Raw genomic sequence first — 13911 nt, forward strand, 5'->3', positions numbered from 1 at the left:
AGGTGAAATAAATGAAATTAAAAAAGCTTTACACATTTTTAAATACAGACCTTGATATTATTGAAAAAGCATTGGAAGAGACAATTCAGTCTGAACATCCAGTATTGAAGGAAGCATCGATGCATTTATTACAGGCTGGTGGAAAAAGAATCCGACCAGTCTTTGTGTTGTTATCCGCGAAGTTTGGAAATTATGATATAGATATTGTTAAAAATGCGGCAGTTGCCCTTGAATTAATCCATACAGCCTCACTGGTACATGATGATGTTATTGATAACGCGGAGCTGCGTAGAGGTAAACGGACTATTAAAGCAGAATGGGACAATCGTATTGCTATGTATACAGGCGATTATATCTTTGCACGGTCATTGGAATTAATGACAAGAGTTGAAAAGATTAAAGCGCATCAAGTTCTTTCTAAAACAATGGTTGAATTATGTATTGGTGAAATTGAACAAATCAAGGATAAATATAATTGGGATCAAAATATTCGTACATATTTTAGGAGAATCAAACGAAAAACAGCTCTTTTAATTGCCACTAGCTGTCAACTAGGTGCAATCGCTGCAGATGCACCTGCATATATTCAAAGGATACTGTATCAATACGGTTATTATGTTGGGATGTCTTTTCAAATAACGGACGACATTCTTGACTTTACAGGTACTGAAAAAGAATTGGGGAAACCTGCAGGCAGCGATTTAATGCAAGGTAATATTACCTTACCAGTTTTATATGCGTTACGTAATCCGAATCTCCGCGAGGAAATTATTAATACATTTGATTTAGAAAATGAGAAAAGTATTAACCATGTCATTGCATTAGTGAAGACATCTGGAGGAATCCAGTATTCACAGGAAGTAAGTGATCATTACTTACAGAAAGCATATGATATCATTAAGGAATTGCCTAATTGTATAGAGAAAACAGCTTTGCATAATATTGCTAAATATATTGGTAAGCGTAAATCGTAGAAAAATTGCCATTAAATACATTTTTTGATAAAATGTGAAATGGCTTTCAAATAATATTCTTAATGAAAGTTGTAAAGTATTGCTTTAACGTTACCATTTTGTTATATGATAACTATTGTCATATAGATAGATTTTATTAACGTTAAGCGACAAAATATTAATTATACATATGAAGTGGAGAGATAATCATGGAAAAATCATTTATTATGGTAAAACCTGACGGTGTACAACGTAATCTAGTAGGGGAAATTGTTGCTCGTTTTGAAAAGAAAGGATTTCAACTAGTTGGTGCAAAATTAATGACAGTACCTAAAGAATTAGCTGAAGAGCATTATGGAGAACATAAAGAACGTCCTTTCTTTGGAGAATTGGTTGATTTTATTACTTCAAGTCCAGTATTTGCTATGGTTTGGGAAGGCGAAAATGTAATTGCAACAGCTCGTCAAATGATGGGTAAAACCAACCCTGCTGATGCGTTACCAGGTACTATTCGAGGTGACTTTGGATTAACAGTAGGTAAAAACGTTATCCATGGATCTGATTCACCGGAAAGTGCTGAGCGTGAGATTAACCTATGGTTCAAGAAAGAAGAGCTAAGTGAATACAAGAAGCCAGTTGATGAGTGGGTTTACTAAAATAACCACTTAGCTGATCTTTTTGTCAAAAGTATCACTTATATTATATCGGAAGAAACAACCAGTATAGTTCTAACACTGGTTGTTTTTTTCTATAATGTGCATCGTTTAAATTATACAAGGTTTAATATTGGGATACGTACTGGATCTCGCTTTTTTTGAAATCTATTTCAACAATAATAATAGAACTATGATGAACAGTCTGATATTATTAATGAAAGAAAGGGAGTTGAAGAAAGAGGAGTCCAAGCATGATAAACGACTATCAAGATTTCATATCAAACGTCTATAAAAAGACAGGAATCGATTTAGCTTGTTATAAAGAAGCCCAAATGAAACGGCGCCTTACGTCTTTATATGAAAAAAAAGGATATAGAACCTTTCGGGAATTTTTTAGTGCAATGTCAACCGAAAGTGAGCTATTCGATGAATTCTTAGACCGGATGACAATCAATGTTTCTGAGTTTTATCGTAATGGTAAAAGATGGGAAGTTCTGGAAAACAAGATAATACCAAAGTTACTAGAAAAGAATAAACGCCTAAAAGTGTGGAGTGCAGCATGTTCAACTGGTGAGGAACCATATACAATTGCTATGATTTTATCTAAATTTCTCCCGCTGTCACAAATTCAAGTACTTGCGACAGATATTGATGTGACAGTGATGAACCGAGCTAAAATTGGTATTTATTCGGAAAGGTCATTAATTGAGGTCCCATCGGATATTAAAGTTAAGTATTTTACAAAAGATGGGCAGTTTTATCAGGTCAAGGACGAAATAAAAAATACTGTCACATTTAAAAAACAAAATCTACTGGCTGATAAGTTTGAAGGTAACTTCAATTTGATAGTATGTCGTAATGTGCTTATTTATTTTACGGAAGAGGCAAAGGAGACTCTCTATAAGAAATTTAGCGATGCTCTATCAAAGGATGGAATATTTTTCGTTGGGAGTACAGAACAAATTTTTAGTCCTTCTATTTATGGGTTAGAAACCGAAGACACCTTTTTTTATCGTAAAAAATAATAATGTTTTTTTATCTACATGATGCTACAGCTTAATTATATAATGAGAAGTCAAAATATACTGACGACAAATGTCTTATATTATGGTATATTATTTAATACATAAAAGCTTTAAAGGAGTGAAGAAAGCATGAGGTACATAACAGCAGGAGAATCACATGGACCACAGCTAACAACAATATTAGAAGGAATTCCAGCTCAAATGCCATTAGTAGCAGAAGATATAAACTTTGAATTAGCTCGTCGACAAAAGGGACATGGTCGGGGACGACGGATGCAAATTGAGAAAGATACAGTTCAGATATTAAGCGGTGTTAGACACGGTAAAACATTAGGTTCACCGATAACATTAGTTGTTGAAAATAATGACTGGACACATTGGACAAAGATTATGGGCAGTGAACCTATATCTGAAAATGAAGAGGAAGAGGTAAAACGTAAATTAACACGCCCTCGCCCAGGACATGCTGATTTAGTAGGCGCAATAAAGTATGGCCATCGCGATATGAGAAATGTATTAGAGCGCTCATCCGCAAGGGAAACAACTGTACGTGTTGCTGCTGGGGCTGTTGCGAAAAAATTATTAGCGGAGTTAGGGATAACAGTTGCAGGTCATGTCCTTGAAATAGGGGGCGTAAAGGCAGAAAACATTGAATATAAGAATTTACAAGAATTAAAAGAACGTACCGAAAATTCTCCTGTTCGATGCTTGGATGAAGTGGCTGAAAAGAAAATGATGGCTGCGATTGATCAAGCGAAAGAAGAGGGAGACTCTATTGGTGGGATTGTAGAAGTTATTATTGAAGGATTACCTGCAGGTATCGGAAGCTACGTTCATTATGACCATAAATTAGATGCTAAAATAGCTGCGGCAATGGTTAGTATTAACGCCTTCAAAGGTGTAGAATTCGGAATTGGTTTTGAAGCGGCCAGCCGTCCAGGCAGTCAAGTTCACGATGAAATTATCTGGAATAAAGATAGTGGCTATACACGAAAAACAAATAATTTAGGTGGTTTTGAAGGCGGCATGACAACAGGAATGCCTATTGTAGTTCGCGGTGTAATGAAACCAATACCAACATTATACAAACCATTACAAAGTGTAGATATCGATTCGAAAGAACCGTTTGAAGCGAGTATTGAACGATCAGATAGCTGTGCTGTACCTGCAGCAAGCGTTGTTGCGGAAGCAGTAGTGGCTTGGGAAGTAGCGAAGGCGGTAGTTGATCAGTTTGGCAAAGATCGTATTGATCTAATTCGCGAGAATATTCAACAGTGGAATGAAAGAGCGAGGACGTATTAAAATGGAAACATTAACAATTTCCACTGGTTCTAAAACGTATCCTTTGTATATTGGCAGCAAAATTCGATATGAAATTCAATCAATAATCGATAATCTAAATCGATCGATTTCGTCAGTACTTATCATAACGGATGCGAATGTAGCTCCATTATTCTTAGATGATATTACAGAGTCTTTAACTGTCGGATCTAATATGGTGTACTCCTATACCGTACCTGGTGGTGAAGAGGCAAAATCGTTTCAGCATTACTACGATATCTTAACATATGCACTTGAAAAAGATTTAGATCGTAAATCGTTAATCATAGCCTTAGGTGGCGGAGTGGTTGGCGATTTAGCTGGATTTGTTGCAGCTACCTTTATGCGCGGCATTCCTTTTATTCAGATGCCAACCACTTTGCTTGCTCATGATAGTAGTGTAGGTGGGAAGGTAGCTGTAAATCATCCACTGGGAAAAAATATGATTGGTGCATTTTATCAACCTGAAGCGGTGATTTATGATATTGATACCCTAGGGACATTACCGGAAACAGAATGGCGTTCAGGTTTTGCTGAGGTCATTAAACATGCTCTTATTGGTGATCGGGATTTTTATGGATGGCTTAGAACGGAAATAGATTCTTTAGCTGACCTTCGTGATCAAAAACTACAATATGCACTTGCAAAAGGAATATCTGTAAAAGCAAGAGTTGTTGGAGAAGATGAAAAAGAAAATGGCATTAGAGCTCATTTGAATTTCGGCCATACACTTGGACATGCGATCGAGGCAAGTATGGGCTATGGAAAGGTTAGCCATGGTGATGCTGTAGCGATGGGGATGTTATTTGCAATCAGAGTTAGTGAACAATATTATCAAACTGATTTATATTTAAACGAATATCGAAAGTGGTTCAGTCAATTAAACTTTCCGCATATACCATCAAAATTAGATGCGAACAAGCTTCTTCAACTTATGAAGAAAGATAAAAAGACTGAATCAGGAACGATTCGAATGGTTTTAATGAAAGAGATTGGAAAAGTTGAGACAATTAAGTTAACAGATGAATTTATTTTTGAAATTCTCAAAGATGAATTAGAGGAGGTATGGACAAAGTGATTCGCGGGGTAAGAGGAGCTATAACTGTAACAAAAAATGATGCAGATGAAATGGTTGATAATACAAAGAGATTGTTAGACCAGATGATAGATAAAAATCAAATTAAACCTGAGGACGTTGCCCAAGTGCTAATTTCTGTTACGGATGACTTAGATGCGGTATTTCCTGCGAGGGCAATGCGCCTATTAGAGGGCTGGACATATGTTCCTGTTATGTGTATGAAAGAAATTACTGTTCAAGGTGCATTACAGAAATGTATTCGAGTAATGATGACGATCAATACGGATATTGCCCAAGAAAAGATTGAGCATATTTATCTAGAAGGGGCTACGGTATTAAGACCTGATTTAATATCCAATAAGTAATCTTTAATTTTTTAATATTGACAAAAAAATCAGAAATGTTTAAGATAACAAGTAAGTAATTCGTAATTCATTTTTTGAATTTGAAGAGTAGAGTAGAGATTAGTTGACGTGGTAAATATACCATTAGTCGTAGGGTAGAATGAGCGAGAAGAGTAGAGATGAGTAAAGAGTTAATTATATATGAAACCTACCCTAAGGAGACGTCATGTCCATTTTATTAAAAGTGGCATCTTCTTAGGGTTTTATATTTTTCTTCATTTTCTCCTCATTCTCCATTATTAAATGAATGGAGAGGTGACTTCACATGAAACAATCCGCATTATTAGCCTTTTTGGAGGATGCAAAAAAGTATTTAACAATACCCGTCGTCAAACGCTTTTTTGTTGATACCATTACACCAATACAAATTTATCAAAACGTTCAAGATGATGCTTGCTTTTTGTTAGAAAGTAAGGATGAGGGATCACCATGGTCTCGTTATTCGTTCATTGGACTTAATCCATTTTTATATGTAGAAGAAGATGGGAAAACCTTTTTCATCAAAAACAAGGAAAAAGATATTGTAGAAACTACTTCAAGTTTCCGTGATGCTTTTAGTCATTGTATGAATTTATTGAAGGTTAAAACACCTGATCTTTCTCTCCCGTTTTGGGGAGGTGCCGTTGGCGTAATGGGCTATGATTCTGTGTCTACCTTTGAAAAAGTACCTGAGCATTCAAATAATGACCTAAATCTTAAAAGGTATTCTTTTATGTTTTGTGAAACAATGATTGCATTTGATCACGATCAAAAGGAATTATCTATTATTGAGTTAGTTCGATTAGCAGGTGAGGAATCAGAAACAGAGCTGAAGTCAAAGTACAATGAAAGTTATGCAAAAATTGATTCCGTATTTGAACGTATTTTCAATTCACAACTAAATAATGAGATGCTCCAAGCACTAGATTCAGACAATTCAGCTGATTTCACAGGTGTACGTTCTAATTATGCAAAAGATGACTTCATGAAGGATGTGCTAAAGATCCAAGAATATATAAAAGCTGGTGATATTTTCCAAGCAGTCCTTTCGCAGCGATTTGAAATCCCGATAAATGTTAAAGGCTTTGATTTATATCGAGTTCTTAGAATGGTAAATCCGTCGCCATATTTATTTTATTTAAAACTGGATGATTATGAGCTTGTTGGCAGTTCTCCAGAACGTTTAGTTCAAATTGAAAATGGTCATCTTGAAATACATCCGATAGCTGGTACAAGAAGAAGAGGTCGATCACAAGCAGAGGATGATGCGTTAGCCAAAGAGCTATTAGCAGATGAAAAGGAACGCGCCGAACATTATATGCTTGTTGATTTAGCTAGAAATGATATTGGACGTGTTGCTAAATATGGATCAGTTGAAACACCAGTATTAATGGAACTTGGTCGTTTTTCACATGTTATGCATATTATTTCAAAAGTAACTGGAAAGCTGAGAGAAGAGGTCAATCCAATTGATGCGCTTCTATCATCTTTTCCAGCGGGCACGGTATCAGGGGCACCTAAAATTCGGGCGATGCAAATTTTACAAGAGTTAGAGCCAAATGCGCGAAATATCTATGCCGGAACGGTCGCATATCTTGGGTTTGATGGCAATATAGATTCATGTATCGCAATTAGAACTATTTTGATCAAGGATAGTAAAGCGTATGTTCAGGCGGGTGCCGGAATTGTAGCTGATTCTATCCCTGAATTGGAATATAAAGAAACAATAAATAAAGCTAGTGCACTAATCAAAACAATTAAACAAGCTGAGAAAATGTTTGCTAAAGGAGTGAAGGAGCATGTTTAAAGAAATTTTAAATAAATGTGTATGTGGTGAAACCTTAACAGAGCAAGAAGCTAAAAATATGATGGATGAAATTATGATTGGCAATGCAACACAAAGTCAGATTGCTAGTCTTATATCAATTTTAAGATTCCGCGGAGAAACAGCAGACGAACTTGTTGGTTTTGCAAATGCAATGCGTGACCATATGATGCAGGTAAATTTTGATGATGATTCTGTAATTGATACATGTGGTACTGGTGGGGATGGTGCCTCTACTTTTAATATTTCAACTACATCCGCTATAGTCTTATCGTCACTAGGTGTGAAAGTTGCGAAACATGGTAACCGTGCTGTTTCGTCTAAAAGTGGCAGTGCTGATGTACTTGAATATTTAGGCATAGATATTCAAGCTACACCAGAACAAGCAAAACAGTCTATGCAGGAAAATGGAATGAGCTTTCTATTTGCTCCGATATATCACGCAGCAATGCGGCATGCGGCAGCCCCAAGAAAAGAAATTGGATTCCGAACAATTTTTAATATATTGGGACCTATTTCTAATCCTGCAAATTGTAAGTTTCAATTAATTGGTGTTTATGATACAAAATTCGCAAAAATAATGGCCGAGGCTCTTCATCGTTTGGGTACAAAGAAGGCTCTTTTAGTAACGGGACGTGACGGTTTAGATGAATGTTCAATAACGGCAGAAACAGATATCGTAGAACTTAAGGATGGTAAAATTTCAACACAAGTAATTGCTCCTGAAGATTTTGGGTTAGCAAGAGGGAAACTTGAAGATATTCGAGTTTCATCTGTTAGAGAAAGTGCAGAGCTTTGTGAGAAAATCTTTACAAACAAGGCTAATCAAAGTGCAATAGATATCGTTTTATTAAATGCGGCTGCAGGATTATATGCTGTTAATAAGGTTGAATCAATCAGCAAGGGGATTGAATTAGCAAAAGAAGCAATTGAGTCTGGTACTGCACTAAATCAATTAAATAAATTACGAAATAATAGTGTTACTAGTAAGGAGAAACATAACTATGCTTAATAAAATTTTGCAAACTAAACAAGAAGAGATTAGAGCTATTACACTACCGGATCAAGTAGATGTAAGGGGGATTTCTTTCTATAACGCTTTACGTAATAAAACAAGGGAAGTAGCGTTAATTGCAGAAGTAAAGAAGGCTTCACCATCAAAAGGAATCATTAGAGCGGATTTTGATCCAGTTGAAATTGCATTAGGTTATGAAGATGGAGGCGCAAACGCGATTTCGGTTTTAACTGACAGGCAATACTTTCACGGAGATATCGCGTATTTAACAGCAATCAAAAATGCGGTTAATATACCAGTTATGAGAAAAGAATTTATTATCGATTTTATTCAAGTAGAGCAAAGTAAACGAATTGGAGCTGATGCGATATTACTAATTGCTGAAGCATTAGAACCCCGCAAGCTATTTGAATTATATAAGCAAGCAACTGAATTGGGTTTAGATTGTTTAGTTGAAGTGCATTCAGAACAAGCGCTAGCGGGTATATTAAATGTGTTTACCCCAAAGATTATTGGCGTTAATAACCGGAACTTAAATACCTTTGAAACGACACTAGGACAAACAGAACTTATCGCTGCCATGATTCCAAAGGGAAGTATATTTGTAAGCGAAAGCGGTATTTTTACTTTTGAGGATATTAACAGGGTTGCAAATGCGGGAGCGGATGCAGTATTAGTCGGTGAATCATTAATGAGAGCCGATACACCAGCTAAAGGAATTGAATGCTTGTTTGGAGGATAAGAAATAGAATGATAGATTTAAAGCTTTGTGGAAATCACTCTTTGCAGGATTTACAACGCTCTACTCAAAGTGGTGCTAATTATATTGGGATTATTTTTGCTGATAGTAAACGTCAGGTGAACCCAATCGAGTGTAAACAGTGGTTAGAGAAAACTAAAAAATTAAAACATCAAAAGCTTGTTGGAGTGTTTGTGAATCCAACCTTGGAAGAGATTTTAACGGTTCTTGAACATGTCCCTCTCGATATTGTTCAATTTCATGGAACAGAAACAGCAGAAGAGATTGTTGAGTTTAAATTATTAACAAATAAAACTGCTTGGAAGGTCATCCATCACGATCAAGACGGACTTGACCAAATGCGAAAGTTTAAAGGTGTTGCAGATGGTTATGTAGTCGATTCAAAGGTCAAAGGTGCATGGGGTGGTACGGGAAAGACTTTCGATTGGAAAGCGACCCCTAGTTATCGAAAGGAAGCAGAAGTTCAAGGTGTTCCTTGTTTAATTGCTGGTGGTATTACTCCTAATAATGTAGATCAACTACTGGCTTTTGAACCTTTAGGGATTGATATTTCCAGTGGTACAGAAACAAACGGTGAAAAAGATTTACAAAAAATTGAGCTACTAGTAGAGAGGTTGAACTCAAAATGACGATAACAACTTATCCAGACCAAACAGGGCGCTTTGGTGAATTTGGAGGGAAATTTGTACCAGAAACACTAATGGGTCCTCTTGATGAACTAGAATCAGCATTAAACGAAGCAATGAAAGACCAACAGTTTTTAGTTGAGTATAGCAATTACTTAAAGGAATACTCCGGGCGCCCTACAGCACTTACATTTGCTGATAATCTTACAAAAAAATTAGGTGGAGCAAAAATCTATTTGAAACGTGAAGATTTAAATCATACGGGTGCACATAAATTAAATAACGCAATTGGCCAGGCATTGCTTGCGAAAAGAATGGGGAAGACCAAAATTATTGCTGAAACAGGCGCTGGTCAGCATGGCGTAGCTTCTGCTACCGTAGCAGCAAAGTTTGGCCTAGAATGTAAAGTGTTCATGGGAGAAGAAGATATTAAGCGTCAAGCCTTAAATGTTTTTAGGATGAAACTTTTAGGAGCTGAGGTTATACCGGTGACGAGCGGTAATGGTACGTTGAAAGATGCGACAAATGAGGCAATTCGCTATTGGGTACAGCATTGTGAAGACCATTTTTATGTGATTGGCTCTGTAGTTGGCCCCCACCCATATCCCAAGATGGTTCGAGATTTCCAGAGAATTATTGGTGATGAATCCAAGAAACAATTTTTGAAGGCTGAATATTCATTGCCGACAACAATTATAGCTTGTGTGGGAGGAGGAAGTAATGCGATCGGAATGTTTTACCCGTTTTTAAATGATGAAGTTAATTTAGTAGGGGTTGAGGCTGCTGGTAAAGGTGTGGAGACGGACTTGCATGCTGCTACAATAGCTAAAGGAACAAAAGGTGTCATTCATGGCTCCTTAACCTACTTACTTCAGGACGAATCAGGTCAAATTCAAGAGCCATACTCCATTTCAGCTGGTCTTGATTATCCAGGAATAGGTCCGGAGCATGCTTACCTTGCTAGCTTAGAAAGGGTGCGTTATGAAAGTGTTACCGACGATGAGGCACTTTCTGCGTTGTCCTTGTTATCGAAAGAAGAGGGAATTATTCCAGCAATTGAGACTGCACATGCATTAGCAAAAGCATTTCAGCTGGCGCCACAAATGAAAAAGGATGAAACAATCCTAGTCTGTTTGTCTGGTAGAGGCGACAAGGATGTTCATTCATTAATGCAATACTTTGAAGGAGAGGAATAAAATGCGCACGAATTTTCAACAGCGGCTGCAGCAGGCCGATCTTTTGTTTATTCCATTCATAATGGCAGGAGATCCAAGCGAACAAGCAACGATTGAACTAGCATTAGCCTTACAAGAAGAAGGTGCTCATATCTTAGAACTAGGGATCCCATATTCCGATCCATTAGCTGATGGGCCGGTGATTCAAAGGTCAGCCGCAAGAGCGTTAAAGACACAAATAACATTAAGGAAGGCAATGAATATCGTTCCTAAAATGAGAGAAAAAGGATTAAAAATTCCGGTTGTAGTATTTACCTATTACAATCCTGTGTTACAATTAGGGGAAGAATCCTTTTTTGCTTTAGCGCGAGAAAATGACATTGATGGATTGTTAATTCCAGATCTTCCTTTTGAAGAAAGTGAACAGCTTAGAAATCGTTGCCTACAAGAAGGAATTGAATACATCTCATTAGTTGCACCTAATTCAAATGATCGTATTCGAAAGATTGCTACAAGTGCTCGTGGGTTCCTTTATTGTGTTTCTTCTCTTGGAGTGACGGGGGTCCGCTCAACACTTAGTTCAAACGTAACGCCATTTTTAGAGAAGGTAAAGGAATATAGCAACGTGCCAGTTGCAGTTGGTTTTGGTATTTCTAATTCTGAACAAATTGAAATATTAAAGGACCATTGTGATGGAATTATAGTTGGCAGTGCTATTATTACAAAAATTGAACAATTAAATGAGCAATTAACCTCTGAAACTGAGATAGTAAGGGCTCAAGCAATCCTTGAATTTAGACAGTTTATTCGATCGCTTTTCTCGACTTCAACAGCTAGAGTATAATGAAATGAACATGAACATAGGAATGGTGGGACTTTTATGAACATTAAGGTAAAAGAACAGCTATTAGGTTTAACACCGTATCAACCAGGTAAACCAATTGAAGACGTTAAAAGAGAGCTTGGCTTAAATAAAATCACAAAGCTTGCCTCTAACGAAAACCCATTCGGTAGCTCTCAAAAGGCAATAGAAGCGGCTAAAAACGAATTGAATAACGTAGCTATTTATCCAGATGGCTATTCCAAGACCTTGCGTGAAAAAGTAGCAAGCCACATAGGTGTAGCTGAGAATCAAATTATTTTCGGCAGTGGTTCAGATGAAGTCATTCAGATTATTTGTCGTTCTTTGTTATCTCCAAATACGAATACTGTAATGGCTAATCCATCTTTTTCTCAGTACAAGCATAATGCAGTGATTGAGGGAGCCGAAATACGTGAAATCGAAAATATAAATGGTGAACATGATCTCGATGGAATGTTAAATGCAATTGATACTCAAACAAAGGTAGTATGGGTTTGTACTCCTAATAATCCTACTGGCACATATATTGGCGAAGAGAAACTTGTTAACTTTATTAAACAAGTGCCTAATGATGTACTAGTTGTAGTGGACGAAGCTTATTATGAGTATGTGGTTGCGGAAGATTATCCAAATACGGTTGCATTGCTTGATCAATATCCTAACTTGGTAATCTTAAGAACTTTCTCAAAAGCTTATGGACTGGCTTCCTTACGAGTCGGGTTTGGAATAGGTCACCCTGATTTTATTCAAGCAATTGAGCCAGCAAGAGGCCCTTTTAATACATCAAGAGCAGGTCAAGCAGCAGCAGCAGCAGCACTGGATGATGCTGATTTTATTGAAACATGTGTTAAAGCTAATCGTAAAGGTCTTGAGCAGTTCTATGCATTTTGTGAAGAAAAAGGTTTATCATATTTTCCATCACAAGCAAACTTTATATTAATTGACTTCAAGCGCTCAGGTCAGGAAGTATTCGACTATTTATTGAGTAAAGGATTTATCGTTCGTTCTGGAACGGCACTTGGTTATCCAACCTCAGTTCGGATTACTGTTGGAAGCTACGAACAAAATCAAGAAATTATCGAGGTCCTTACTGAAATGCTCGAACAATCTCGTTAGGAGGAGCACGGCTTGAAAAAAAAAGTTTTTGTAGTTGGACTTGGTCTTATCGGTGGTTCGATTGCATTAGCAATTAAAAGAACCCAGGATGTTGAGGTGCTAGGCTACGATGTGAACGAGGAACGTCTTCGCCTAGCTAAAACATTGCAGGTTATAGATGAGTACACTACAGATTTAAAAGCTGGTGCTGAAAATGCCGATTTAATCCTTATTTCAGCACCAGTTCAACAAACAGAGTTAATAGTGGAAGAACTGGCAAATACTAAGTTAAAACCATCAGTTATTATTACAGACGTTGGAAGTACTAAAAAACAAATAGTTGAAAAAGCTAGGATATTGCTTGATAACAATATTACTTTTATCGGTGGTCATCCAATGGCTGGCTCTCATAAAAGCGGTGTTAGTGCAGCTCGACCGCATCTTTTTGAAAATGCTTTTTATATACTAACTCCAACCGATCAAGTACCATCCGAAAAGCTTGAGGAATTGCAAGCATGGTTAGAAGGTACAAAAGCTAATTTTATTGTATTATCACCATCGGAACATGATGAAATTGTTGGAGCAATAAGTCATTTTCCGCATATAATTGCAGCTAGCTTAGTACACCAAGTTGCTATATTTGATGAGAAGAATTCAACTGTTTCAAGAATGGCTGCTGGCGGATTTAGAGATATTACTAGAATTGCTTCAAGTAGTCCTGTTATGTGGCGTGATATTTTGTTGCATAATAAAGATTCACTATTGCAGCTTTTTGATAATTGGCAGATAGAAATGGATAATATAAAAAAAATGATCGCTACTCTAAATAGCGAGGAAATTTATAATTACTTTCAGCAAGCCAAACAATTCCGAGATGGCCTGCCAGTGAAAGAAAAAGGAGCCATACCTTCATTTTATGACCTATATGTAGATGTTCCTGACTATCCTGGTATAATCTCAGAAGTCACAGGGATTCTTGCTAAGGAAGAGATCAGTATAACAAATATAAGGATTATAGAAGCACGTGAGGATATCATGGGAGTTTTACGATTAAGCTTTCGAAATGATGAAGATCGAAAAAGTGCACAATCCTGCTTGGAACGATATAATTATGAAACATACCTAGCAACTTAATTAT

The 13911-nt window shown here is 36.8% G+C and carries 14 protein-coding genes; all 14 read left to right on the forward strand.

Annotation, left to right across the window (positions count from 1 at the left end):
• Positions 1 to 11 precede the first annotated feature (11 nt).
• The 14 genes from hepT to C1724_RS05905 all read left to right on the forward strand — a co-directional run bounded on the left by hepT (position 12) and on the right by C1724_RS05905 (position 13907).
• Entirely contained in the window at positions 12 to 974 is a 963-nt protein-coding gene (gene hepT / locus C1724_RS05840) for a heptaprenyl diphosphate synthase component II (RefSeq protein WP_102345772.1), read from the forward strand.
• Between the two features lie 188 nt (positions 975 to 1162).
• Positions 1163 to 1609, forward strand: coding sequence for a nucleoside-diphosphate kinase (ndk, locus tag C1724_RS05845; RefSeq protein ID WP_102345773.1), 447 nt, complete (start codon positions 1163 to 1165; stop codon positions 1607 to 1609).
• Between the two features lie 254 nt (positions 1610 to 1863).
• On the forward strand, positions 1864 to 2634 hold the full coding sequence (locus C1724_RS05850; RefSeq protein ID WP_102346750.1) for a CheR family methyltransferase: 771 nt from the start codon (positions 1864 to 1866) through the stop codon (positions 2632 to 2634).
• Positions 2635 to 2763: 129 nt separating this feature from the next.
• On the forward strand, positions 2764 to 3936 hold the full coding sequence (gene aroC / locus C1724_RS05855) for a chorismate synthase (RefSeq protein ID WP_102345774.1): 1173 nt from the start codon (positions 2764 to 2766) through the stop codon (positions 3934 to 3936).
• Position 3937: 1 nt separating this feature from the next.
• Entirely contained in the window at positions 3938 to 5032 is a 1095-nt protein-coding gene (gene aroB / locus C1724_RS05860; RefSeq protein ID WP_102345775.1) for a 3-dehydroquinate synthase, read from the forward strand.
• On the forward strand, positions 5029 to 5397 hold the full coding sequence (gene aroH, locus C1724_RS05865) for a chorismate mutase (protein WP_102345776.1): 369 nt from the start codon (positions 5029 to 5031) through the stop codon (positions 5395 to 5397). Before aroB ends, aroH begins: the two co-directional genes overlap by 4 nt.
• Before the next feature lie 304 nt (positions 5398 to 5701).
• Positions 5702 to 7222 carry an anthranilate synthase component I gene (trpE, locus tag C1724_RS05870; protein ID WP_102345777.1) on the forward strand — a complete coding sequence of 507 codons (1521 nt, stop codon included), beginning with the start codon at positions 5702 to 5704 and terminating at the stop codon, positions 7220 to 7222.
• Positions 7215 to 8252 carry an anthranilate phosphoribosyltransferase gene (gene trpD, locus C1724_RS05875; protein ID WP_102345778.1) on the forward strand — a complete coding sequence of 346 codons (1038 nt, stop codon included), beginning with the start codon at positions 7215 to 7217 and terminating at the stop codon, positions 8250 to 8252. The genes trpE and trpD overlap by 8 nt, the downstream gene beginning before the upstream one ends.
• On the forward strand, positions 8245 to 8997 hold the full coding sequence (gene trpC, locus C1724_RS05880) for an indole-3-glycerol phosphate synthase TrpC (protein WP_102345779.1): 753 nt from the start codon (positions 8245 to 8247) through the stop codon (positions 8995 to 8997). The genes trpD and trpC overlap by 8 nt, the downstream gene beginning before the upstream one ends.
• Before the next feature lie 8 nt (positions 8998 to 9005).
• Positions 9006 to 9644 carry a phosphoribosylanthranilate isomerase gene (locus C1724_RS05885; RefSeq protein ID WP_102345780.1) on the forward strand — a complete coding sequence of 213 codons (639 nt, stop codon included), beginning with the start codon at positions 9006 to 9008 and terminating at the stop codon, positions 9642 to 9644.
• Complete coding sequence (gene trpB / locus C1724_RS05890; protein ID WP_374703424.1) at positions 9641 to 10837, forward strand: tryptophan synthase subunit beta; 1197 nt, start codon at positions 9641 to 9643, stop codon at positions 10835 to 10837. The genes C1724_RS05885 and trpB overlap by 4 nt, the downstream gene beginning before the upstream one ends.
• A gap of 1 nt (position 10838) precedes the next feature.
• Positions 10839 to 11660: a tryptophan synthase subunit alpha gene (gene trpA, locus C1724_RS05895; RefSeq protein ID WP_102345781.1), complete on the forward strand. Its 822-nt coding sequence runs from the start codon at positions 10839 to 10841 to the stop codon at positions 11658 to 11660.
• Positions 11661 to 11702: 42 nt separating this feature from the next.
• Entirely contained in the window at positions 11703 to 12794 is a 1092-nt protein-coding gene (gene hisC, locus C1724_RS05900) for a histidinol-phosphate transaminase (RefSeq protein WP_102346752.1), read from the forward strand.
• 12 nt (positions 12795 to 12806) lie between these two features.
• On the forward strand, positions 12807 to 13907 hold the full coding sequence (locus C1724_RS05905; protein ID WP_102345782.1) for a prephenate dehydrogenase: 1101 nt from the start codon (positions 12807 to 12809) through the stop codon (positions 13905 to 13907).
• Positions 13908 to 13911: the final 4 nt, after the last annotated feature.

It is taken from the genome of Bacillus sp. Marseille-P3661, from assembly GCF_900240995.1.
Lineage (GTDB): Bacteria > Bacillota > Bacilli > Bacillales > Bacillaceae_J > OESV01.